We start from the raw sequence: 25763 nt of genomic DNA, 5'->3' as shown, positions 1-25763 counted from the left end.
ACGGATGAAGCCATCCGCGACGCAGGTTATGGTATACTGTACCTACGATACGATGGAAGGTCGGGTTAACGAGAGATGCGCGAGATGAATCATGTGTACATAGGATCGCCGCAGAACGACAGGGTCAAGCATTGGGCTTCCTTGCTGGCGAAGAAAAATCGTGACCGCGAAGGTCAATTTATTATTGAAGGCGTACATCTCATACAGGAAGCCGTCAAGACAGGCGCGGCCGTGCTGCAGATTGTGTATGACGAAGAACGCGGCGTACCTGCGGAACTAGAGGACATGGCCTCGAAGGGGCTTCATGGGGAATGGATCAGCGCGTCCAAAGCCGTCATGGGGAAGTGCACAGGCACGGATACGCCGCCGCCTGTATTTGCCGTGCTACGCAAGCCGGTTATGCAGGTAGAGGAGCTGTACAGCTCGGCTAGCCTGATTATTGCACTGGATGGCGTCCGTGATCCCGGCAATGTGGGAACCATAATACGCAGCGCAGATGCTGCCGGAGCAGATGCGGTTGTGCTGGGGCAGGGCTGCGTCGACCTCTATAATCCAAAGACGGTCCGCTCGACGATGGGCTCTCTGTTCCATCTTCCGATTATTCAAGGAGATCTGACCGAGATGCTGCCAAAGGCAAGAGCGGCAGGCGCGAAAGCGATCGGCACCAGCCTGCAAGCCGACCATAGCTGCTACGGCTATGACTGGACCCAGCCGACATGGCTGCTGATGGGCAGCGAGTCGGAGGGCTTGTCGCCTGAAGTGCGGGCGCTGGTTGACGAATCGGTGATCATCCCAATGGAGGGCCGCGCTGAGTCGCTGAACGTCGCCATGGCGACGACGGTGCTGCTGTTTGAAGCGATGCGGCAGCGGAAGTTCAATAAATAAATAATTTCTGTCAAATTCAAATTTAACATCACTTAATAAAATTAACTGTCCACAAACCACCTAGATCAGGAATGCTATGACCAGTTCGGCAGAAGGATTGGAAATAACGATTATACAATCCATGGGAAACCACATCATCATGCAAGTCCACACCATCATCCAAACTCATGGAAGAACCCGACACAACACGGTCCGAACACTCCTGGTCTTCATCCTAATACTCCGAGGTGGTAGTATGATACCAATCGCCCACTATCTTTATGAAATATCTTTTAGTGGTTATTACCAAAAAAAGGACTGGCAAAATTGGGCTGACCAACGCATTCTAAAACAAACAATAGCTGAAGAGTGGTTGAATGACATTTCGCTAGCCAATAGTATTGAAATGTTAAGTAACGCACTTGGTGATTTATTGATTTCAGAGAGGTTCGAGGTAAAAAATAGAACTCCTTCTAGCGATGCAATAATTGGATATTATTATCTAATGTATTTAGAAGGGAAATTCTCTCTTCAAGAATTGTTGTTGAAGTCCGGGGACGAGGCAGATGGTGGCGAAGGTGCGTCTGTTGAATGTGAAGAGTTTTATGCAATTAGCAGTCAATTAGAAAAGGATATATTTCTAATGGAGGACACTGACTTTCATAGGAAGATATCTGTATTGTACGAACCTTTTGGAAAAATTGCTCAGCAACAAATGGAAGAATTAGAAATGTATTGACACTATACTAACCTTGATTGGCTTCGAGCTTTTCAAGGTTTTTTCTTTGGCGGGGGTGGAACCAATAACACTTGGTATGATGTTCATGGTGATGTCACGAGCTTAAGAGTCACAACTGGACTGCGAATAACCGCTTATGATTATAATATTTTTGGTCCGAGCTGCAATAGAAATGGAGGAAATGAGTTTTTGTGAAAACTTATCCTGAATTCTTGGAAGATCATTTAGGCCAGATTGAATATGGTTGGAGTGGAGATTGTGAAGGTAATGAAGTGCCATTTCAAATAGTGAAGTATAGTGAAGGGCCCTTTACTGGTACAGTTACTTATTCAACTTTAGGATTGAGTAACGAGAGATTAGTATCGTCAGTTTCAAAAAAGCAGATTAGACAAGAGTTAATATTTGTTTCATATTCAACGTTTGGGGATGAGAATATTCCCGGCATTCTCCAACAAGTGGGGCTAGAGGCATTGAAGACTAATAATGCTTATCTAAGAGGAGATGTTATAGGGCCATATGGAACGTTATTTGAAGGCTAGGAGTTAGAAGCATTATATGTTACAATGCCGGTTTATTTCCCAGATTCATTTCATACATTTGAGTGTGTTGGTGATGTATCGATAATTCAAGCGTGGCTAGTACCCATTACTTTTGATGAAGCGAAATTTATAAAACAATATGGGTGGGAAGATTTCGAGGATATGCTAGTGAATATAGATCCTGACTTAGTTAATTTTAAACGTGCAAGTATCATTACTTAAGAGATCAAAAATATTGTTGACCTTGATGGGCTTATGCCTTTCAAGGTCTTTTCTTTAGTCAGGGGCTATCAATGTCCAATGAACAGATAATTCAACCAACATCATACTTAACTGATGTTAATCGTTTTGGTTAATCTCATCATCCTATACAAAATAAATGGGTACAAAAAATGTTAAGAGATATAATAGAGGAAAGTCTATCAATTATATTAAAACGGCTTCTGGAGGTCACACGTTCAAATTTATTTAGCTAAAGGTAAAGCGAGCTATAAAGGAGTATAGCACAGATATTCGCTATGAATTTATACAAGGATATTTATTAGGTAATGAAGCATAATGTGCCTAAACACATGTCAGTAGTAAGTAAATTCCAGGTGGCGTTAGAGCGGCGAATCCAAATGAAATTCTAAGAAGCGGAGGTAGAGATGTTGGATGTATTAAGATGGCTTCAAGATTGGTATTTTGAAAACTGTAACGGTGATTGGGAACATAACTTTGGAGTGAAGATCGAAACTGTAGATAATCCAGGTTGGTCTGTTGAAATTAATATAATTGATACAAATTTAGAACATGAAAAATTTAACTCAATAGAAGTTGAACGAGATGAAGAAGATTGGTATTACTGTATAGTCAGGGATGGAGTATTTCATGGTGCAGGTGGAGTAAGGAATTTAGAAGAAATATTGACTTGTTTTAGACAATGGGCTTCAAGTCAAGACAGAAATTAGATCTATGCTCGCATTAAATAAGGAACTCTTGATAGAGTAAACTTCTTAAGGTTTCTTTTTAGTTGGTTTAATTTAATTACAAAATAATACAAGTAGTATGATGGAAATATTAGTCCTTGGATAATCTCTTTAGGAACTGGTTCAAAAACCAATACTTCCGGGTTTGAATATGGTTTCTTTGCTTCGTATATGTAGTAAAAGATTCAAAGGAAAAGCTAGTAGTAAGGTCCACATTTTAATGTAAGACCTGCTGGTAATACTCGAACAGGAAAAGTTGATGGTACGATGGAGCATTATCCATTTAAAAAGAGAGGTGGTTAAGAAGTGTGGTATGAAGTCCTGGAAAGAAACTACTTTCTAGTAAGTTTGTATGAACAAGTGCCTGCACTTAAGGACGTTCGTATTTCTGAAGTAAACATCCATGATGAAGGACGTGTTGTTGCAGTTAATTTTGATATGCCTTATTATGCCGAAGACCACCCAAGAAGTGGGTGGAACTAGGCGATAATACTGTTGCTGTTAGAATTGACTTGTCGGCTGTTCAAGAGATTACACTGAATTCCGGTTCATTAGACTACAAGGCAAATATTGAAATCTTCAAGGATGAAGCCGATTTAATTGTAGTTAAGATTACTGGAACGGCAAATATCCTAATTAAGGCTGAAGCAGGATTTGTTCAAACTGTTACTGGCTATTGTAATTAAATAATTGCCCTGAATGGCTACATGCCTTTCAGGGCTTAGTTTTGGTGTGGCTACCCCGTGCCGAATGAACTCATCATTCAACTAAAACACATGGTAAAATGATTAGGCGATGTTACGTGACGGATACCTGGAATACAAGGTCACTATTCAGAAGGCTTTGGAGGGCTCAGAAGAAATGGAAGCCAATAAAGAAAAGCTGGCGAGGCTCATGTCCTTGAACAAAATGAAACAGTCCAGAATAGTGGTGATTCGTAGTTTTTTGAGCAGACGGGTATGGCCTTGACCGATGAACATTTTTTGAGCTCGGATGAATCTATCACTGCTAGAACAATTGTATATGGATTAGTACAGGATTGTGGTAACACACAGCAGATAAAGAATATCGGTGAAGTAATTGGTGATTTAAAGACAATTCTTGTGTCAAATCAACATTTAAAGAATGAGAGGGTTGTACTATTACATTACCAAGATGTTGAGTCAGGGGCTATTACATTCACTTTTAAAGAGTTCTCAACTCATTTTGAGAAAATTATTGACTTCCTGGATGGTGAAGATATAGTTCTTTTTCAAGTTGAAATAAATTTCGGCATTTGTTTTGAGTTTGAAGAGCATAATTATTTAAAAACAGTGTGGGGAGTTTGATACGAGTTACCTTGGAGGGCTTCAAGCCTTTCAAGGCACCAAAAAAGCAACAGGAAACCATACGGTTCTAAAAAGAAATCCAAATGCTCATTAAGTTTCAAATTAGACTTATAGAGTCAATTCATTAAATCCCAGTGGTTTTGAAAAGGATCAACGTTATGATGGAATAGCCAAAGGTCATCATAACAAGCTAACAGGTAAAGAAATTCCTACGTCACATGTAAATGGTAAGTCAATTCCTGGAGGAGTTAGAGCGGCGTACCCGAATGAAATCCCAAAGAAAAGGCGATGAAGATGGACATATTAAAGTGGATTCAAAATTGGTATTTTGAAAACTGTAACGGCGATTGGGAACATATTTATGGAGTTAAAATTGATACAATTGACAATCCTGGTTGGACTGTAAAGATCGATTTAGTGGAGACTTATCTTGAAAATGAGCATTTTGAAGTAATTAATGATGAAAGAAATGAAGAAGATTGGTATTACTGTGAAGTTAGGGATGGAATGTTCTATGGTGCAGGGGGAGTGGGGAATTTAGAAGAGATATTAAATTATTTCAGACAGTGGGCTTCAAGCATAGAGAGAAATTAGTTATCAGTAATTAGAGAAATCTTGTTTGGCTACCCAGTGTTGGATGGATCCATAATTTAACCAATAACACATGAATGATGGTCATGGTCATGCCGATGTTACAGCTTACGAGACACAACGGGACTGTTGAGAACCGCTTATGGTGATGTTTTGGTAAACCTCTGCTTCTTCGACGAAGTATTTTAATGCAGCGGGACAGTTAACGACAAGCACGGGTAAAATGGATAGCCCGATACGCTATGCAGGTTATCAATATGACAGTAAGACAGGACATTATTATTTAAACGTCCGTTAGATGATTCCAGTATTGCTCGCTTCATAAGTGAGGATCCACTATGGAGATCCTAATGATCCACTTAGCTTGAATCTGTATGTTTACGTTTAAAATGAATCCGTGATGTATGATGACCCTACAGGATATTTCTTTAATTTTGTTGCTGCAGCAGTAGGAGCAGTGGCAGGAGCTGTTGTTGGCGCCGGCATTAAAATCAGGGGGCAATTCAAAAGATATGTTAGCGATCTGCACTTAGTCTATCCCCTCATGTTCATCAAACTCTAAGAAATGTTGACCGTTCAGGAAACATAAGAGGTTCTGTTGGGAGTAAAAAAAATGGAGGAGTAACATCTCCAACTAAGAAAGATGTTAGTCAACTTTATGATTATCGTATTAATGGGAAGTATAGGCCTTAACCGAGAGAGGTGTATCATGTCTTATGTGATTTTTGATTGCTCCCAGTTCCTTACTTTCAGTTGTGATGAAGCAGAATTGAAGAACGAAGTAGCTCAATTTGGAATGAAAGTTTTACTAAAAGAAGAAATAGCAATTAAGAAGCTAACGTATTTGAGTCCACTCCTTGAGGAAAAAGTAATCGAGCTATTTGACCAAGAATTTGTAGGTGTAATTGAAGATTGGAAGGAAGAAGAAAATCCACCAATCGAATTGGTCAATCTTAGGGAAGAAATCACTGATTTTTGTAGTGCGATTAATATTAAATCATTGAAGTTAATTATTATATCTTGTGCTTCAGAAAATATCGAGGAAGATACAATTGTTAGCAAGGAGGTTCAAATAGACCAGTTTTATGAAGGACTTTTTGTGCTTTCCAAATGGAATCTCAAAGAAGTAGCCGATAATTTGATTCTAGCAATTAATTTATAGCTAGCTTTGCCCTTTCAAGGTTTCTATTTTGAAGGGCTACCCAGTGCCGAATGAACCCTCAGGCGGTTTCCTCCCCCTTCAGGGACACGAATTATTATTCGGTTTCGTTCAGAATTGAACCAGTTTTATTCCAGTTTTCAGGTCTTTTTCTCAGCGTTTTTGGGACAGGGATTTTTATCTAAGAATTGGCGGTGACCCTTGTGGGGAAGGGATTTGGGAAAGTTGGAGGGAGGGTGTTTTGGGGACAGTTATTTTTAGTTATCTATAGGAAATTTGGCTGATAAGGTGCATAAATCATGAAGAAAAAGACAAGGGAAATTACGATTGGCGAGACTATATACGCCTATGTAATTAATGAAAAGTATAATCAAGGTATGAGCGAAATCTCTCTCGTAATCTCTTTTAAGGAACGGAAGAACATCACCTGTTCATATCTCTTTTGTACATGGGATGACCCCATTATGGGGAGTCCCCTGTTAGTTGGGATTCCTTTGAAGAATTTAGAGACTGAAACTTTTGAAAAATTCAACTTAAATTACCCAAAAATAGTTAAGAAGCTTGTAATGTTTGGGTTGAAAAACGGATGGAACGAGACAACGAGGCTGGAGTTTAATGATGGGCTAGGGATACTTAGTCAGCTTGGCTATGAGGTTGATCATTTAATGTGCAGAGATTGAAATTGTTGTCTTTGAATAAGTGAAAAAGACCGGGATGCCTTAGGCAATCCCGGTCTTTTTGCGAGTGATATATTACTTCAAAAATCCTGCTTCAAAAATCTTAAACAGGTTTTCGAGTGTAGTAGGATCGCTGTAAGACGAAGCTTCTGTATCGATCTCGATCACATGGCCGTTCTTCACTGCAGGGATGTTCTTCCACGTCTCCATCTCCATGAAGGAAACGTCAGCCTTCGAGTTGCGGCTCAGGATAATCCAGTCGCCGGCATATTGGTCCAGTACTTCAGTCGATAGCGTGAACAAGCCGCTTTCAAGCGCGTCTTGTTTTACTTTTTCAGGCATATTCAACCCCATAGCTTGGTAGATCAGCTCGGTGCCGCGTGCAAAGTTGTTGCCGAATACGTAGAACGTCTTGTTGTCGCCAACTTCGATGACCGATACGGTAGCATTTTCGCCGATTTTCTCTTTCACTTTCTTGCCCAGCTCTTCAGCACGTTTGGAGAAATCTTCGATCCATGCTTGCGCTTCTTTTTCTTTGTTGATGAGCTTGCCGACTTCCAGCTGTTGCGTCAAATAATCATTTTTGCCCCATGTGTATACGACAGTTGGAGCAATCTCCTGCAGTTTGCTGATATTGTTCAGTTGAGCGCCAGCCAGGATCAGATCCGGCTCAAGCTCTAGAATCTTCTCCAGGTTCGTATCCGACACGACAGTCGTGTCTGTCAGCATTTCGGTGAAGAGGGGATTGCCGTATGTCCACTCGTCGACCCCGACGAGCTTAGCGCCAAGCGAGAGCAAATTCGGTGCGCTGGACAGCGCGACGATACGCTGCGGATTAGCAGGCACTTCTACCGGACCAAGCTCGGATTGATAGGTTATCGTGCCGCTGGCGCCATTGTTGCCGGCATCGGCCGATTCGCTCGGGCTTGGGGACGGAGATGGATTGTTCGCGGTATTGTTGTTGCTTCCGCAGGCGCTGATGATCAGCACCATGATAAGTATAAATGGGGCAAGTAACTTTCGATTCATTGTTGGAACGCCAACCTTTCTATTGATGATGATAGTCATTCTCATTATGTTGCATAGGATATTAAATCATATGCAACATAATGTTGTCAAACAAAATCATGCCCTTTAAATGTGAAGCTTTGAAGGCAGGGGCTGATTGAAGAAGCCAGTTGCCGTTAGAATAAACAGGATGGACGCACCATAGTATTGAAAACACCCCGAAAATTGTGCCAGTTAAACGAAAAGTTTAAACGCTTTAATTTTCTTGTTGACTTTCATATAGCACAATTTTACAATACGTGTATAAGCGCTTTCATTGGGAAGGGAGTGGGGGTGGCACAATAGGCAAGGGAGTTTGGCACATTGAAAGTTAAAGCGCTTAAATTTTTAGTTCTCAACTATTTACTGAAAGGCAGTGATGATGAACGTGAAGATTCGTGATTCCTACAAGCCTTACTCACCGGTGGCGATTATCTCCATCATGGTGCTGGTCGTTGCCCTGGTCTTATCTCTTACCTTGGCTCCGATCGGGCATGCCGCAGGCGCAGCAGGCGGCGCGGGCGAGTCGGAACAGCCGCTTAGACCCTTCCCTCAGCATATGAGCTATGCGGAAGGCAGCATCAAGCCGAGCCATGTGACCCAGAAGCAGATGGATGCAGAGGTTGCATTGCTGTATGACCAGTATAAGCTGAAATACATTAAGAAAAATCCGTACAATGACAGCCAGTATTATATCTGGTACAACGACGGAGGCTGGAGCGGGGATGCCATTACCGTATCTGAAGCACATGGCTATGGCATGATGATTACAGCGCTAATGGCCGGACATGATCCGGAAGCAAAAAAAATCTTTGACGGCATGTACCGCTTTTTCCGCGCACATCCGAGCGAGCTGCACCCTGATCTGATGGCTTGGCAGCAAGCCGACAGGGACGGCAAGATCATCGATGTCAACGGCACTGATTCCGCTATTGACGGAGATATGGACATCGCTTATGCGCTGCTGCTGGCTGACAAGCAATGGGGCAGCGCAGGCGCAATCAATTACAAAGGCGAAGCGGTCAAAGTGATTAACGCGATTATGGAGAGCGAAGTTCATCCGGAGCACTTCCACCTGCAGCTGGGCGATTGGGTTCCAATCTCCGACAGCGAGCCAAGCTTCAAGCCTGCTTCCCGTCCTTCGGACTTCATGCTGCAGCACTTGAAGGAATTCTATAAGGCGACTGGCGATAAGCGCTGGTTGAACGTGATCGAGACGACATACGGCATTGTGGATGACGTGCACAAAACGTACAGTCCGAAGACAGGCTTGCTGCCGGACTTCGTCTACCGCGATGCGGACGGCAAATACAAGCCGGTATCGGAATTCAAGTGGACGTCGGAAAGCGGAAATTTCCTGGAGTCGGAACATGACGGCGCGTACAACTACAACTCTTGCCGTACACCTTGGCGGATTTCCTCCGACTTCCTGCTGACGGGCGATAAGAGAGCGTATGATCAATTGTCTACGCTGAATGCTTTTGTATCGGGCAAGCATAACGCGCCATACGAAGTATGGTCCGGCTATTCGCTTGACGGCGAGAAGAAGCTGAGCGAGTGGGATGGCGGCCTTGAATTTACGGCTCCGCTCATGGTCAGCGCGATGATCGACAAGAGCAATCAGCAGTGGCTGAACGATCTGTGGGACTACCATACAGAGGAAGCGAACTCTGTAGCGCTGGAATGGAGATATTATTATGGCAACTCGATCCGTCTCCTTAGCATGATCGTGGTATCCGGCAACTGGTGGTCGCCAACAGGCATCGCTTCTACGGATATTGCAGGCCATGCGGCTGAATCGGATATCGTGAAATCGCTTGCAGAGGGAATTGTGAATGGCTACCCGAACGGAACATTCAGACCGGATGAAGGCGTATCCCGTGCTGAATTCTCCGTCATGCTGGCGAAGACGCTGAAGCTTGCGGGCAATGGAGCGGCGCTGCCATTCGAGGACAAAGCTTCAATCGCGCCTTGGGCGAGCCGTTATGTGGCGCAGCTCGTAGAAGCTGGCATTGCGAACGGACTCTTTGGCTCTGAGTTCCTGCCGGCGCAGAAGCTGACCAGAGCGGAAGCGGCTGTCGTGCTCGCATCTGCGAAGAAGCTGGAGCTGTCTTCTGAAGCCGCTGCAACAGGCTTCTCGGATGATGCCGCTATACCTGCATGGGCCAAACCATCGATTCTGGCGCTTGGCGAAGCGGGCGTTGCCTTCTTCCAGCCGCAATCGAAGCCGTTCGGACCGGATGCTGCGCTTACCCGCGCAGAAGCGATTTCACTGCTGAGAACGCTAGCGGGCGCTTAGGACATCGATTCGATCCGTGGGCAGCAGGACTGCCAACTTCGCTCAAAATGTGATATCGTTAAGAGATACGCGGTACTATCGCAAGGAGAGAAGCACGGATGAAAGTGAACATATTCGACGTGGCACGCAAATCGGGACTGTCGGTTGTGACGGTGTCACGGGTCATTAATAATGCGGGAACGGTGCGGGAGAAGAATCGGCAAAAGGTGCTTCAGGCGATGAAGGAGCTTGGCTATTCGCCCAGCGCCGCCGCCCGCAGCCTCGCACGGGGAAAGACTGGCGTAATCGGTATTGCCATTATGACGCTGAACGACTCTTTCCTCGATGCGGTGGTGAAGGAGATTAACGACAAGATGGCGGAGCATCACTACTTGCTGGCGCTCTTCATCTCGCAAGAAGATGAGAATGATATGCATAATGCTATATTTCAAGAGGATCGGGTAGACGGCGTAATCGTGCTGTCCCCGATTAACGAAGAGAGATACGAGCAAGAATTGACACGCAAAAATATCCCTTACGTGCTTGTCGACAATCAGCAGGAGCATTCGCTCGCGCCTTCCGTACAAGTGGACAACTTCCGCGGTGGCTACGAGGCGACGAAGCATCTGATTGAGCTTGGTCATGTCTCTATCGCCCATATCTGCGGCTCTGATTCTTTTCTCAGCAGCAAGGAGAGGGTTCGCGGCTATAAGGCAGCTATGTCGGAAGCGGGCTTGGAGCCTTGGATCGAACAAGGCAACTTCGATATTCCGTCGGGCTATGACATTGCAGAGCGATGGCTGCAGACGGGAAGCCTGCCAACGGCTGTCTTCGCAGGCGACGATATGATGGCATTCGGCGTGATGGACGCGCTGAAGAACAACGGGCTTCGCATCCCCGACGATGTGTCGGTAGTGGGATACGATGACCAGTTGTTCGCCACTCAGCTGAGGCCTTGGCTTACAACCGTACGCCAGCCTGTCGAATCGATCGGCGCCCAGGCCATTGAGCTGCTGCTCAAGCAGATCGGGAGCAAGGAAGAGCATACTCAAGATGGTGCAGAGCATATCAAGCTTCAGCCGGAGCTGATTGTCAGGGAGTCGACAAGAAGGCTGAACCGTCCGTAAAGAGCGTAAGGAATAGCATAGCGATGAGCAAGGCTTGCTCGGTTTCTTCTTCAAGTCTCATATAACCGTTGGAGGTGTCGTGATGAACACGAATCTGGCTAATTGCGGGAAAGACTTGGGAAAAGGCAAAATGATGAAGAAAGTCATGATGATAAGCCTTGTAATGGCTTTGCTCTTGACTTTAATGAAAACGCAATCATTACTATTAGATACAGCATATGGAGCGGGCGAGGCGCGACCATTTCCTCAACAGGTATCCTACTCCGGCATTATCAAGCCTAATCATGTGACACAGGCAGCTATGAACACAGCAGTCGCATCCTATTATGACTATTGGAAAGGAAAGTATCTGAAAAACAATCTGTCTTCCCTGCCGGGAGGCTACTACGTCAAGGGTGAAATTACAGGCGATCCAGGCGGCTTTGTAGCGCTCGGCACTTCGGAGGGACAAGGCTACGGCATGATTATTACCGTCCTGATGGCCGGCCATGACCCTAATGCCAAAACCATCTTCGACGGATTGTTCAAGACGGCAAGAGCGTTCAAAAGCTCCGTTAACTCCAATCTGATGGGCTGGGTCGTAGCCGACCATGTCAATGCGCAGGGCAGCTTCAGCTCCGCAACGGACGGCGATCTGGACATTGCATATTCGCTTATTCTGGCCCATAACCAATGGGGCTCCGGCGGTACGATCAACTACCTGCAAGAAGCGACCAAGATGATCAATGCCATCAAATCGAGCAACGTTACGAACAACAATCGGTTGAATCTGGGAGACTGGGATTCCAAGTCTGCGCATAATTCCCGCCCGTCCGACTGGATGATGAGCCATCTGCGCGCCTTCCACGAAGTGACCGGAGACAATACGTGGCTGAATGTCATCAACGCGCTTTATACGGCGTATTCCCAAGTGAGCAACAATTACGCGCCGACAACCGGTCTGATCTCGGACTTTATCGTCAATACTCCGGCACAGCCTGCACCGGAATGGTATCTGAATGAATTCCAGCAGACGAACCAGTATTACTACAACGCGGCGCGCGTGCCGCTCAGAATGGTGATGGACTATGCGATGTACGGCGAGACTCGCGGCAAGACGATCGTGGACAAAATGTCGACATGGATCAAAGGAGCTACAAGCAATAATCCATCCAATGTAAAAGCGGGCTACTCGCTTAGCGGCACCGCGCTTAACACATACAGCTCCGCTGTATTTACTTCCCCATTCATCTCCGGCGCTACGGCAAGCAGCGGCAATCAGGCTTGGGTGAACGCAGGCTGGGATTATATGAAAAACGCGAAATCCAGCTATTTCAGCGACTCGTATAACATGCTGAATCTGCTCTACATCTCAGGCAACTGGTGGAAGCCTACAGCGCAGGGCGGCGGTTCCACTGGGGGTGTGACCCTGCCTGTCGTATCTGACACCTATGTGAGAGGCGGCACATATAGCACGATCAATTACAGCACAGAAACGACAATGACGGTGAAGAAAAACGATCCGAATCTCTCTTTTGCAAGACAAGGCTATCTGAAGTTTATCAAATCATCCGTGACCGGTCCGATTACATCGGCCAAAATCAGGCTTTATGTGGACAGCATCCATAGCAACGCAACCTCCGTTCCGATTCGGGCATTAGGCATTTATAACAACACATGGTCTGAAGCAACGATCACCTATGCGAATCAGCCGACGGAAGCGGGCGTTTCCCAAGGCTCCGCTACAGCAACGGGCACAGCGGGCTACATCTATCTGGATGTGACTTCGTTCGTGAATTCGCAATCGAGCGATACGCTCTCCTTCCGTATAGTGGGGATTGACCATGACGCCGGAGCCGTTCTGGCAACCAAAGAAAACGCCACAGCTTCCAAACGGCCGGTACTTCTCATTAATGGCGGCTAGTGAGCCGGGATCGCGCCTGACAGCAATTCAACGTCATTAGGTGGGGAGGAATCATATTGTTTCTATCCAAGGAATCCGCTAATCGCGTATCACGCGCAATCGCTATCCTCATGGTGTTCATTATGATCGCAGGAACGATTGGCGGCGCTGGCTTCGGACCGAATCGAGCTTATGCAGCGTCTGCCGCGGATGAAACATATACGATAGCAGAATGGTCAGGGGCGGCGCTTGACGCCGTCTCGGTCCGCACGGCAAGCGGAGGTGTGAACCGCTTAGATGCACAGATGACCATTACAGGCGGAACCAAATATGATCCGTTACAACCAGGCTATGTGGAGTGGCGTGACGGGATCGGAACCAAGTATTGGCTGGCGACCGTGTCGACCAAAAATTTCGAAAATCTGACGTTGTCCTCATGGCAGCGCTCGGGCAATTCCGGGCCAAAAGATTTTGCGGTGGAGGTAAGCAAGGATAAGGCAAATTGGACTAAAATCAAGGATTTGGAATTGCCGCCGACCAGTACGTGCTCTAGCGACAAGTGCAAGCTGGTCGATGAACCGCTGCCTGATTTTCTGAATGATCAGGAGCAGATCTATGTTCGCTGGGTCATTTCGTCCACGAATGTAGCTAATCCAGAGCGAGGGGCAATTGGGGAATGGGGCGTCAGCACGCTGCATGATGTCGTGTTCAAGGGAACGCTTGTCGATGGCGCTGTCATTGACGAAGAGCCGCCATCCGTGCCGGCTAATGGGCGAGGGGCGGCCTTGTCGCATCAGTCAATTGCTCTTTCGTGGGATGCCTCTGCAGATAATGAAGCCGTAGCCGGTTACTTCATTTATCGTGACAATGTGAAGGTAGGGGATGCCTCCGGTACGACGTATACGGATTCAGGCTTGAAGCCGATGACCTCTTATTCATATGAAATTAGCGCATATGATACCAGCCATAACGAGTCGGACAAAAGCGCTCCAATCGTTGTGATGACAAAGGATGAGACGGCGGAGACGCTCGCTGCCTGGGCCAGCTTTAGTGCCGAGGAAGGCAAAATGGGCATCCATAAATCTACCGACGGCATATATAGCAGCGCAGCAACACTTCGTGCTGTTGGCGGCCCTAGCTACGAGACAGTGACCCATTCATCCTCGGAGAAAAGCGTGCAATATCAGGGCTGGGACAATGGAACCGGGTCGAAGTATTGGATGATGGCCCTCCCGACCAAGGGTTATGAAGGCATTACTGTGTCATCCAAGCAGCGCTCGTCCGGATCGGGACCTGCGGACTTTAAATTGCAGTACAGTGCGAATGGTACGGAGTGGAAGGATGTGCCGCAGACGCAGCTTAAGCTTGTGAATGGCAGCTATGCCGCGACGGCTCAGCTCATCGAGCAGCCGCTGCCGGCTGAGGCGGATGATCTCGATATGCTTTATGTTCGCTGGATCGTCACGTCTACGACACCGACCAATACGGCGAGCAATGCGGCAGTGGGGGCATCGGGCTCCAGTTACATAAGCGGCGTTGCGGTCAAGGGAGAACCGAACGGCGGAGAAATCGTCATTCCGACGATTGCCATTCTCTCCGCACCGGCGAATGGGGCAATTAATGTCGATCCGAAGTCATCTCTTCGCGTGCAATTCAGCAAAGAGATTGCGCTGACTGGGAATGGTCAGGTACGCATAGAGGATTCCAGACAGGCGGCAGAGAAGGACTTAGCCGCTGCGGTTGACAGTACCAAGCGAGATACGCTGGTTATTAACCCGTCTGCGCTCACTTACGGCGAGACATATACCGTTACGGTTCCCAAGGTGATGATTAAGGGAGCTGACGGCGTCCTGCTGAACCAAGATTATGTATGGAGCTTCCAGGTGAAGGAGTCACCATATAAGCCAAAGCTTGTGACGATGTCGTTCAACGGCGATCCGCGCACCAGCATCGGATTTGCCTGGTATACGGATTCATCGACGGGCACCGTAGCCGAGGTAGTTGAAGCAAGCAAGGTTATCGGCGGCAGCTTCCCTGCGGACGGCACGTTTGTATTCGAAGGAACGGAAGATACCGTAGCAACCTTTATGATTGCGGCTGATCGCGCATCCAACAAGAAGACGACATTCTACAGCCATAAAGCTATAGCGGACGGCCTCAAGCCTGGGACGACCTACAAATTCCGTCTTGGCAACGGCGAAGCGGACTCCTGGAGCAAGATTGGAACCTTCACGACGGATGCGGCCGAGCATCAGGATTACCGGTTCATTGTCGGCGCGGATTCGCAAGCATCCACGCGGGCCAACTTTGAGCCTTGGGCCGATACGTTCAAGAAAGCCGCAGATTTCATCGGCGATCCGAAGTTCATTATCGTAGCCGGAGACCTGGTAGACAACGGCGATCTGGAGACGCAGTGGCAGTGGATGCTGAGCGTTGCCGAGGATACTCTGCTCAAGGTGCCGTATGTGCCAGTGCTTGGCGGACATGAGGTTAACGACTATGACGGCGATGTGACGACGGACAGCAATAACTTCTACCATCACTTCAATGTGCCGCGGCAGGTTGTCGAGGGCACGCATGAGGGCTCCGTCTATTCGTTCGAATACGGCGATGCCTTGTATATGGTATTCAATTCGCAATTTGAGGGCGGGCTCGATTCCGATGGCAAAAGCATTGCATGGGAAGATCCCGAGTTCCGGGCTCAGCTGGATTGGATGCGCAACACGGTAGCGAAGTCGGATAAGAAATGGAAATTCGTCACCTTCCATAAGAGCCCATACGCCTCCGGCGATAATTCAGCGAAGTACGAGGATGCCCGCGTACAATTTTACCGCCAGCATCTGATCCCGGTATTCGATGAGCTTGGCATCGATATGGTGTTTGAGGCGCATGACCATATGTATATGCGTTCCTTTCAGATGTACGGCAACGAAGTCGTGCCGCGTTCTGAGCTGACGTTCGACTCGGACGGCAACGCGGTCAACCCAAAGGGAACGATCTATCTGATGCCGAATGCGCTAGGCAACAAGTTTTATCAGAAGGCGGAATTTTTGCACGAGTTCGACGAGAACTGGGAGGCGATTGTGAAGCTGGACGAAAACGGAAATCCAATCCCGTACGACCACTTCTTCGCGGATGTGAATGATCAGCCTTCCAAAAAGATGTTCACCGATGTCTCGATCACGCAAGAGGTGCTGTCCTTCAAGTCGTATACAGCAGCCGTTGCAGACGAAGGGAAAACAGGCACTGTGGGCAATGGCTTGATCGAATACGATAAGTACGGCATTAAGAGAACGGATGGGAAGCCTGCAGCGCCGGAATCGGTAAAGGTGGCGGTTGACGGCACCAACGCCAAGCTGACCTGGGATTCGCCGTCGGCGAGCGATGAGCCGGTCAGAGGGTTCCGAATCTACGAGAAAAACGATAAAGTGATGACGCACTGGAGCCAGTACATTCCTGTGAAAGCAGGCCAGAAGTCGTACAGCCTTGAAGTGAAGGGAATTAACCCGGCTAAAAAATACGACTTCATTGTCAAAGCCGTCGGAACAAGAATGAACTCTGACGCGGTCGAGGTCACGACGATCGAAGGCCCTGTCAACCTGGAGCCGCCATCCGCGCCTGCCGGACTGAAGGGGAAGGCGGTGTCGGAGTTTCAGGCCAATCTGTCTTGGACCGCATCGCCTGGCGATGCAGGCGTCAGCGGATACTATGTATATCGGGATTCGGTCAAGATCGCAACCGTAGCGGGGAACGCGACTTCCTATATCGATACGGGCCTGACGCCAGGCGAGAGCTATCGTTATAGCGTAAAAGCCTTCAGTCCGGAAAATATTGAATCGCTTGCGAGCAATATTCTTGTCATCGTGACATTAGCCGGGGCAGAGGGAGAAGGGCCATTCAAGCCGTTCCCTCAGCATACAGCCTATGCGGGAGGCAGCATCAAGCCGAACCATGTAACGCAGGAGCAGATGGACGCGACTGTGCTGAAGCTGTTCCAGGAATGGAAAGCGAAATATTTGAAAACCAACCCGTATACTGCGGCGGAGACGCAAAAATATGTATGGTATGCGGATGGCAGCGATGTTGAGCCAGGCGATGAAGGCGGCATTTCTTACATGCCGGTCACAGTATCGGAGGCCCATGGCTATGGCATGCTGATCCTTGCATTGATGGCTCATGGAGATGAGGATACAAAGGCGGACTTTGACGCCATGTTCCGCTACTTTAAGGCCTATCCGAGTCAGCTTAATCCTGCTCTGATGGCGTGGAAGCAAGGTGATACTGGCTCGGCGATCATAAGCGTCAGCGGCGTGAATGCGGCTACTGACGGGGATATGGATATCGCATATGCCTTGTTGCTGGCCCATAGCCAGTGGGGCAGCGACGGCCATATCAATTACCTTCAAGAAGCGAAAACGCTGATCAACGCTATTATGGACAGCGAAGTGAACAAGTCCGATTGGACGCTGCGCCTGGGAGATTGGTCGACCTCCGGCAAGTGGAGCAGCGCGACCCGGCCATCCGACTGGATGCTGCAGCACTTGAAGGATTTCCGAACGGTAACAGGCGACAAGCGCTGGGATCGAGTCATCGACAGCACATACAGCATCCTGGACGAGTTGTACCAAAGGAACAGCAAGACGACAGGTCTGATACCGGACTTCGTCATTCGCAATGGCGAACCTTTCATTCCGGCTCCGCCTATGTTTCTGGAATCTGATAATGACGGCGATTATTACTACAACTCTGCACGGACGCCTTGGCGCCTAGGCACGGACTTCCTGATTACAGGCGAGGGAAGAGCCAAGGATCAACTGAACAAGATGACGGACTGGATTCGCGCGACATCAGGCGGCAAGCCATCCAATATCAAGAGCGGGTACACGTTGGATGGTACGAAAGTGCTTGGGGATTGGTCGGATCTGACCTTCACGGCACCATTCATGGTAGGGGCGATGGTGGACGCATCCAATCAGAAGTGGCTGAATGACTTGTGGGATTTCAACGCGGCTCCTTCCACGGAAGATAACGTGTACTTTGGCAACAACATTCGTCTGCTCAGCATGATCGTGGTATCCGGCAACTGGTGGACGCCAGCGTTCGTGGATACCGAAGCTCCGACGGCAGCGGTGATTGATTATGCCAGAGCGATTTCATCTTCATCCATTGAGCTGAGATGGCTACCGTCCACGGACAATCATGGCGTAGCGGGCTACAAAATTTACCGTGATGGCGTGGAGATTGCGACGTCAACCGATACGAGGTTCAGGGATACAGGGCTGAAACCGAACACGCAATCCGCGTATATGGTTATCGCCTATGATGCCGCAGGCAATCAATCGAAGGCCAGCAACCTGCGTCTTGTTGCGACGCCTGCTGCAAGTATTGATCCGGATCCGGGCTCAGAAACGGGTGAGGAAGCGGGCGAGGAAGCTGGTCCGGGCGAGGGAGTTGAAGGTCCGGCAAATCCGGTTGATCCGACCGCGCCTGTCCTGAGCGATATTGGCGGACATTGGGCGAAGGGGACGATTGAACGGGCGGTAGCGCTTGGCTTGATCACGGGTTATCCAGACGGTTCGTTCCGTCCGAATGGGCAAGTGACGAGAGAGGAGTTCGCCCATTTGATTGTGAAGGCGCTGGGTCTTAAGAATGAGCAAGCGGCGCCAGTATTGACGGATGAAGCTGCTGTCAGCGGCTGGGCCAAGGAATCCGTTCAGCTTGCGGTGAAGGCCGGCATTATCAGAGGCTACGAGGACGGCACCTTCCGTCCGAAGGCGCTCATCTCGCGCGCCGAGATGGCTGTCATGCTCGGCAGGGCGCTGAACGCGGCGGAGCAGGGGAATGCGCAAACCACATTTGCCGATGATGCCAGCATGCCAAGCTGGGCGAAGTGGGCGATTGATGCGATGCAGAAGCAAGGCATTATGGAAGGGAAGGGCAGCGGCATTTTTGCCGCTAATGACAAATCAACAAGAGCAGAAGCGGCGAAGGTCATTTTGAAAGTATTCGACCTGCTTAATAAGAAATAATTCGCTCGGAAAGCGAGGCCGGTGTCATGAGACACCGGCCTTTCTTGTTGAAATGGAGGGGAAAGTCCCATAAGCGGATAGTGGTGCTAGTTGTGCTAGTTATGCCACGCACGGTGAATCGTAAGAAGGGGCGTCTCTCCGTCATCTAACGGTACCTTTTGGGACGGCCTAATGTGAGCCGTGAGGCAAGCTAAGTTGCAAGCTTAGAAACTCGGCTAGAGAGTGCGTTCGAGCGGCTAGCTGAGCTGTAAGCCGAAAAAGTGAGCTTAGAGCGCGCGAGTTGGGTCAAGTCCATATTTATTTATAAAATCCCACCTACGTTGTCTGAACAAAGTTAGCGGTTTTTACACTAATCATGGTTGTTGGCGTGCTTAGACGTGCGAAATGGGTGGGGAAAGCTGAAATAGTAGCGTAAGGCGTGCTTAGATGCGAAATGGGCGGGGAAAGCCGAAATAGCAACGTGAGGCGAGCTTAGACGGGCGAATTGGGGGGGAAAGCCGAAATAGCAACGTGAGGCGAGCTTAGAAGCACGAAATGGGTGAAAAAGCCGAAATAGCAACGTGAGGCGAGCTTAGAAGCGCGAAATGTGTGAAAAAGCCGAAATAGCAACGTGAGGCGAGCTTAGACGTGCGAATTGGGTGAAAAAGCCGAAATAACAACGTGAGGCGAGCTTAGAAGCGCGAAATGTGTGAAAAAGCCGAAATAGCAACGTGAGGCGAGCTTAGACGTGCGAATTGGGTGAAAAAGCCGAAATAACAACGTGAGGCGAGCTTAGACGAGCGAAAGGGGTGAAAAAGCCGAAATAGCAACGTGAGGCGAGCTTAGACGAGCGAATTGGGGGAAAAAGCCGAAATAGCAACGTGAGGCGAGCTTAGAAGCACGAAATGTGTGAAAAAGCCGAAATAGCAACGTGAGACGAGCTTAGACGAGCGAAATGTGTGAAAAAGTCGAAATAGCAACGTGAGGCGAGCTTAGACGAGCGAATTGGGTGTAAAAGCCGAAATAGCAACGTGAGGCGAGCTTAGACGGGCGAAATGTGTGAAAAAGCCGAAATAGCAACGTGAGGCGAGCTTAGACGGGCGAAATGTGTGAAAAAGCCGAAATAGCAACGTGAGGCGAGCTTAGACGTGCGAATTGGGTGAAAAAGCCGAAATAACAACGTGAGGCGAGCGAAAGGTGTGAAAAAGCCGAAATAACAACGTGAGACGAGCTTAGACGAGCGAATTGGGTGTAAAAGCCGAAATAGCAACGTGAGGCGAGCTTAGAAGCGCGAAATGGGTGAAAAAGCCGAAATAGCAACGTGAGACGAGCTTAGACGAGCGAAATGGGGGAAAAAGTCGAGTAGCAACGTGAGGCGAGCTTAGACGAGCGAGTTGGGTGCATGACGTATCTTTTACGTCCCTTATGGGACAGCCCAGATTCTTGTTGGTGGAAAGTGATCAAGGCACATATGAAATACTAGCCGATAGAGGTGTTAGATGTTGAAAGGAAAATAGTTCTAGAAATCACCATCCATATTATAGTAGAATATGAATGAACGTTCATTCACAATTCTCTATCTTCTATCTATCTTCTATCTATCATCAGTGGCTAAGATCCATACCCGATGAGAGGAGCATCTCTATGTCTATTCAAAGCGAGCAGCTTCAGCAGTTTTTTCAGCTCAGCTTCGAGGAAGGCGCCAAGGAGCATGGCGTCCGCCAAATTATGCTGCATGCAGTTGATGTGTTCTCGCGCAAAGGCTTTGCGGGGACCAAAATTAAAGATATTGCCGAGAGTGCGGGCTTCAGCCAGGGCTACGTCTACAATTACTTCAAATCCAAGGATGAGATTTTCACCCGAATCGTAGAGCAAGCTGCGGACGGAGCGGGCAAAGCGGTGGAATTCGCATCCCGCCTGGAGGGAACCCCGATGGAGCGGATTACTTGGCTGACGGAGGCGTTCCTTGCGCCTGACAGCCTTGCCATGCAGCATTGGCGGCTGAATCTGTTGCAGACGGCTGCGGCGGACGCCATCCCGGAAGAGGCGAAGCGGATCGCGAAGGCGAAGATGGGCGAGCCGTTCAAGCATTTTGTGCCGATGGTGATCGAAGGGCAGCGGATGGGGGAGATTGCGGAGGGCGATCCGCTTATGCTGGCGATCGCCTATTTCTCGTTCATCCAAGGGCTTGGCATCTCACGCATACAGACAACAAGCGAGCTTCCGTTCCCGGACGCGAATGTGGTTCTAGCGTTTATGAGGAGGCCGCTCCGATACTATGCAGGAAAGGAAGAGGCTGAATGATGAAGGTGTTCAAATCCGAGCAGGCTCGCAGCAAGGTGCTTGCATCCTATGACGCGCTGATTGCGATGTGGGGCGTGGAGACTGCGTCACATCAAGTTCCATCCAGATGGGGGATTACCCATTGCTTGACTGCGGGGGACAAGGCGAATCCGCCGCTCGTGCTGCTGCATGGCGTAGGCGACAACTCGGCAGTCATGTGGGCGCTTAATATGAAGGAGCTGTCACAGCGCTTCTTCTGCATCGCGGTCGATACGATTGGCGGGCCAGGCAAGAGCGTGCCTAACGAGCAGTATGTCAAAGGAGCCTTCCGTCAGACGGAATGGCTGAGCGGGATTTTGGACCATTTCGGCTATGAACGGGTGTTCATGTCGGGGGTATCCAACGGCGCGTACATGGCCTATCATTATACGACTGTGCATCCTGAGCGAATTAGGAGAACAATGTGTCTGGAGGGTGGGATTGTGACAAGTCCGGTCAAGGCCATGATCTCGACGCTGCTGCTTATGTTCCCTGAGATACTGGCGCCTACGGAGCGCAACATGCACCGCATCGTCAGAAGGCTGATCGCGCCGCAATCGGATGTATTCGACCGGCATCCCCTGCTGGCGGATCATCTCGTCCTGCTTATGAAGTCGCATAACCAGGGGGCGATGTTCCCGCATAAGGTGAAGACGTATGATGAGGCACAGGGGGCGGCTGTAAAGGACAAGCTGTTTTTTCTGCTGGGGGACCAATTTCGTGTCGTAACTAAACATGCAGCAGATTTGATCAGACGGGGACAATACGCACACCGGATTATGGAGTTGACGGGGCACGGCATTAATCATGAACGGCCGGAAGCGGTGCATGAGGAGATGTTCCGATTTCTGACGGAGTAGGCTCAAACGGTGGATTTAAGCGCTTAGGTGTATTTCTACGATTCGGACCCCGCAAGGGGCGGAAGAGCGTAGAATTAACTACACTGTAAGCGCTGTTTTTTTGCTATAGTACATGTATGACCCTATACGAATATAGGACGTTCGAACGACTTTGACTAACTGGAGGAGCCGTCATGCGCGGAAATTCGATCAACCCGCTTACGAGGCTGAACATGAAGCAGCAGCTCGTCTTGTTATTCCTGGGGATGGTCAGTCCTGTGTTTCTGCTGCACTGGTATGGCAATTATCAGGCAGAGAATTTGCTTAAGAATCACGTGACCAACGCCTATGTCGAGCTGATCAAGCAGAACCATACTATCATTAACCGGGATATCGAAACGGTCAACAAGGTGACAGCCACCATTATTCAGAACCCCACTACGCAGAGACTCGTTCCAAGCGGCAAAGATGCGGTAATTGAACGGGTCAGGAAATTCGATAGCGTCGATCGCATGCTGAATAGCTATTCCATTCCTGTCAATGGCGGCGAAGCCGTCTATTATTCCCTTTATATTTATGATCCGAATGATTACTACTTTTTTGCGCCGAAGCGCCAAATTATGCAGACGGGCGTCTATTTTTTTTCTGATAAAACCAAACCGGCCTGGTTTGATTATGCCATAAGCAAGCGGGGCTCGGGTTATATGGACATTATTGAATACAACTTTGGACTTGCCAAAATCAATACGTTGGCTTACATACGGGCAGTAGGCAATGTGAATAATGGGAAGGAATTTCTGGGTGTGCTCATCGCGACCCGGATGGACATTAAGCTGGCCGAATCGCTTCGCTCCGTCTCGCTGCCCGGCGGCGTCATCTCGTATGCCGATTCCGGCAACCGCATCCTAAGTTCGACGGTGCCAGGGCAGAATGGCAAGCTGCTGGAGCTGCCAGAAGACTTACTGTATGGCCTGAGTATAAGAAACCCAAAGAAGGAAGCATTCCTGGAAGATCCGTTCCGCACCCATGAGATGATCACCTCTGATTCCATCTATATTGCGAGCCAGAATGATGCGATCGGCCATAAGCTGGTCTATCAGATTCCGGTTCAATCGCTGCTCAAGCAGCAGAATGAGCTGAAGCGGATAATTCAGCTAATTACTGTGGCCTATATGCTGCTAGGCTCAGTCATCATGGTCTATTTCTGGCGCTCGCTGATGACGCCGCTCCAGAAGCTGGCTCAATTCGTACGCACGTATGAGCCGGGCAAGCTTGTGCCGGAGACGCCTTCGAAGCGGCGGCGCGACGAGGTCGGCGTTCTGATGTCGGCTATGTATGATATGGCGCGAAGGCTGAACGCGCTGATTCATTACAAATACAACATGGACCTCAAGGCGAAGGAGTCGCAGCTTCAGCTGCTCTATCAGCAGATTAATCCTCATTTGCTGTACAACACGCTCGAGAGCATCTATTGGAAGAGCACGCTGGAGGGCAATACGGAATCTGCGGAGATGATCAAGGAGCTGTCGAAGCTGATGAAGATTGGCCTTAGCAGGGGGCGTGAGCTCATTCGGCTGGAAGAGGAGCTTGAGCATGCCAATGCGTATGTCAATCTTCAGCAGATGCGCTACTCTTACGAGTTCAAGGTGATTTGGAATATACCGGATTCAGTCAAGATGATTCGCATTCCAAAAATTTCATTGCAGCCCCTGATCGAAAATGCGATTATCCACGGCGTGAAGCTGATGGGCGACGATGGCGAGATTCGGATATCGGCGGCGCTGGAAGGCGAGCGGGTGACAATCAAGGTGGAGGACAACGGCTATAAGGAAGCCAACATTGTCGCGATCGACCAGCTGCTGAATGATGAGAAGGCTGACCATAGACTGGGATATGGCATCCGCAATATCCATCAGCGCATCCAGCTTCACTTCGGCAATATGTTCGGTCTCAGCTACCGAAAGCGGGAGGAAGACGGCACGGCGGCTATCATCATATTGCCGGCGACTTATGAAGAGCCGCTAGCTTAAGTTCCATACAGATCGTGCAGGAAAGGGAGGAAGACGATGTACAACATTCTTATTGTGGATGACGAGCCGCTTATTTGCGAAGGATTGACCGCGCTTCTATCCTCATCCGGCATTAATATCAGCCATATCTACAATGCCCACAGCGGCTATGAAGCGCTGGATTATTTGCGTTTGGAAAATATAGATTTGCTCGTTACCGATATTCAAATGGGTTCAATGAGCGGCATCGAGCTGATGCAGCAGGCGAAAATCATCAAGCCATGGGTGCAGGTTATTGTCATATCCGCTCATGAAACCTTCCAGTATGCGCAGCTTGCAATCCGGCTGGGGGCCCGGGATTATTTGATCAAGCCGCTGAATAGCGAGCAGTTCATGAGCTCCGTGCGGCATGTGCTGCTTCATATGGATAAGACGGTGCGCGACCAGGATGAGCTGATGTCGGACCTCAGGGAGCACTTCCATATGCAGGAGCCGCTGCCGGGCCGGACTACGCTAATGAACCGGATGCTGGCCGCGGATACGCGTGACCGCGAAGCTGTTATCGAAGAGCTGAGGAAGCAATATGAGACGAATATCGAAGGGCCTTATTTTGCGGTTGTAAAAATGAAGCTGGACCTTGCTTCCGACAGCCGCGCGCTGTCGGAGAGAGACGAGCTGCTGCTTCAATATGCGGCGCTTAACATATCCAATGAGCTGCTGGACGCGGAATGGGACCATCAGTCCTTCTATTCGCCGGATCAGGCGATCTGCATTGTCATCCAATGGAATGAGGAGCGTTATGGCGACTCCAGCGTGGACAAAGTCAATCAGCTGGAGATGATCGGCAGGAGCCTTCACTTCAACGTTCATAAGTTTCTGGGCTTCCATGCCGTCGTCGGCATCAGCCAAATTTTGAAGGGCAGCGATTTTCTGGGCGAGGTGCATGCGCAAGCGGACAAGGCGATCCAGTGGAGCAGCGAGTACAAGGATCATTACGTGTTCTACTACGGCGATTTCAAGTGGGGCGTGCAGACGGAGGAAGAGCCGACGGAGGACGAGATCGCCGCGCAGAACAATATGATTGTGGAGCGCTCCAGCAAGTACATTCATCAGAACTATGCCCAGAAGGGGCTTACCTTGAATGAGATTGCGCAAAAAAACCATGTCAGCCCCAATTACTTAAGCTATTTGTTCAAGAAAAAAACGGGCTACAATCTATGGGAATACGTCATTAAGCTGAGAATGGAGGAGAGCAAGCGGCTCATCCTGAATACGGACCTGCGCCGCTATGAAATATCCGAGCAGGTCGGCTACGAATCGCCGGAGCACTTTAGCAAAATATTCAAAAAATATTTCGGAATCAGCCCAAGCGAGATGAAAAAGTAA

18 protein-coding genes and 3 pseudogenes are annotated in these 25763 nt (G+C 48.8%); 20 read left to right on the top strand and 1 reads right to left on the bottom strand.

The features are described 5' to 3' along the window. Window positions 1–84 precede the first annotated feature (84 nt). The 11 genes and pseudogenes from D3P09_RS07100 to D3P09_RS07045 all read left to right on the top strand — a co-directional run bounded on the left by D3P09_RS07100 (window position 85) and on the right by D3P09_RS07045 (window position 6868). On the top strand, window positions 85–885 hold the full coding sequence (locus tag D3P09_RS07100; protein WP_120108616.1) for a TrmH family RNA methyltransferase: 801 nt from the start codon (window positions 85–87) through the stop codon (window positions 883–885). Window positions 886–1120: 235 nt separating this feature from the next. Further along, a complete protein-coding gene (locus D3P09_RS07095; RefSeq protein ID WP_120108615.1) occupies window positions 1121–1603 on the top strand; it encodes a hypothetical protein in 483 nt (160 codons plus the stop codon). Between the two features lie 191 nt (window positions 1604–1794). Then, on the top strand, window positions 1795–2142 hold the full coding sequence (locus tag D3P09_RS07090; protein ID WP_120108303.1) for a suppressor of fused domain protein: 348 nt from the start codon (window positions 1795–1797) through the stop codon (window positions 2140–2142). Window positions 2143–2157: 15 nt separating this feature from the next. Then, a pseudogene (locus tag D3P09_RS28470) lies at window positions 2158–2364 on the top strand (hypothetical protein); the annotation flags it as partial. 425 nt (window positions 2365–2789) lie between these two features. Then, window positions 2790–3092, top strand: a complete 303-nt coding sequence (locus D3P09_RS07080) for an immunity 53 family protein (protein WP_243643934.1) — start codon at window positions 2790–2792, stop codon at window positions 3090–3092. Between the two features lie 237 nt (window positions 3093–3329). Further along, window positions 3330–3413, top strand: a pseudogene (locus tag D3P09_RS28050) (HNH/endonuclease VII fold putative polymorphic toxin); the annotation flags it as partial. 170 nt (window positions 3414–3583) lie between these two features. Further along, a complete protein-coding gene (locus D3P09_RS07065; protein WP_120108300.1) occupies window positions 3584–3796 on the top strand; it encodes a hypothetical protein in 213 nt (70 codons plus the stop codon). A gap of 273 nt (window positions 3797–4069) precedes the next feature. Further along, entirely contained in the window at window positions 4070–4438 is a 369-nt protein-coding gene (locus tag D3P09_RS07060; RefSeq protein ID WP_120108298.1) for a YxiF family protein, read from the top strand. Between the two features lie 294 nt (window positions 4439–4732). Next, entirely contained in the window at window positions 4733–5032 is a 300-nt protein-coding gene (locus D3P09_RS07055; protein WP_120108296.1) for an immunity 53 family protein, read from the top strand. A 706-nt stretch (window positions 5033–5738) separates the two neighbouring features. Next, entirely contained in the window at window positions 5739–6191 is a 453-nt protein-coding gene (locus tag D3P09_RS07050; protein WP_133304978.1) for a hypothetical protein, read from the top strand. A gap of 296 nt (window positions 6192–6487) precedes the next feature. Then, the gene (locus D3P09_RS07045) at window positions 6488–6868 is read left to right on the top strand and encodes a hypothetical protein (RefSeq protein WP_120108293.1); all 381 of its coding nucleotides are present in this window, start codon (window positions 6488–6490) and stop codon (window positions 6866–6868) included. A gap of 72 nt (window positions 6869–6940) precedes the next feature. On the opposite strand, the gene D3P09_RS07040 is transcribed toward D3P09_RS07045, so the two are convergent. Beyond that, on the bottom strand, window positions 6941–7894 hold the full coding sequence (locus D3P09_RS07040) for an iron-hydroxamate ABC transporter substrate-binding protein (protein WP_120108291.1): 954 nt from the start codon (window positions 7892–7894) through the stop codon (window positions 6941–6943). A gap of 406 nt (window positions 7895–8300) precedes the next feature. On the opposite strand from D3P09_RS07040, the gene D3P09_RS07035 reads away from it, so the two are divergent. The 9 genes and pseudogenes from D3P09_RS07035 (at window position 8301) to D3P09_RS07000 (ending at window position 25763) form a co-directional block, all read left to right on the top strand. Further along, window positions 8301–10211 carry a glycosyl hydrolase family 8 gene (locus D3P09_RS07035; RefSeq protein WP_133304977.1) on the top strand — a complete coding sequence of 637 codons (1911 nt, stop codon included), beginning with the start codon at window positions 8301–8303 and terminating at the stop codon, window positions 10209–10211. 98 nt (window positions 10212–10309) lie between these two features. After that, on the top strand, window positions 10310–11317 hold the full coding sequence (locus D3P09_RS07030; protein WP_120108288.1) for a LacI family DNA-binding transcriptional regulator: 1008 nt from the start codon (window positions 10310–10312) through the stop codon (window positions 11315–11317). A 130-nt stretch (window positions 11318–11447) separates the two neighbouring features. Further along, window positions 11448–12689 (top strand): annotated as a pseudogene (locus D3P09_RS07025) (family 8 glycosyl hydrolase); the annotation flags it as partial. 30 nt (window positions 12690–12719) lie between these two features. Then, window positions 12720–13220, top strand: coding sequence for a CBM96 family carbohydrate-binding protein (locus D3P09_RS28045; RefSeq protein ID WP_279387119.1), 501 nt, complete (start codon window positions 12720–12722; stop codon window positions 13218–13220). Window positions 13221–13276: 56 nt separating this feature from the next. Then, entirely contained in the window at window positions 13277–19228 is a 5952-nt protein-coding gene (locus D3P09_RS07020) for a glycosyl hydrolase family 8 (RefSeq protein WP_243643933.1), read from the top strand. Between the two features lie 1623 nt (window positions 19229–20851). After that, complete coding sequence (locus D3P09_RS07015; protein WP_165867335.1) at window positions 20852–21511, top strand: TetR/AcrR family transcriptional regulator; 660 nt, start codon at window positions 20852–20854, stop codon at window positions 21509–21511. Further along, on the top strand, window positions 21508–22389 hold the full coding sequence (locus tag D3P09_RS07010; protein ID WP_243643932.1) for an alpha/beta fold hydrolase: 882 nt from the start codon (window positions 21508–21510) through the stop codon (window positions 22387–22389). The genes D3P09_RS07015 and D3P09_RS07010 overlap by 4 nt, the downstream gene beginning before the upstream one ends. Before the next feature lie 173 nt (window positions 22390–22562). Then, the gene (locus D3P09_RS07005; protein ID WP_120108282.1) at window positions 22563–24398 is read left to right on the top strand and encodes a sensor histidine kinase; all 1836 of its coding nucleotides are present in this window, start codon (window positions 22563–22565) and stop codon (window positions 24396–24398) included. Between the two features lie 36 nt (window positions 24399–24434). Continuing rightward, a complete protein-coding gene (locus tag D3P09_RS07000; protein ID WP_120108281.1) occupies window positions 24435–25763 on the top strand; it encodes a response regulator transcription factor in 1329 nt (442 codons plus the stop codon).

It is taken from the genome of Paenibacillus pinisoli (genome assembly GCF_003605435.1).
Taxonomy (GTDB): domain Bacteria; phylum Bacillota; class Bacilli; order Paenibacillales; family Paenibacillaceae; genus Pristimantibacillus; species Pristimantibacillus pinisoli.
Note: the sequence above shows the minus strand (reverse complement) of the source record. Positions and strands in the feature narration are given on the sequence as shown.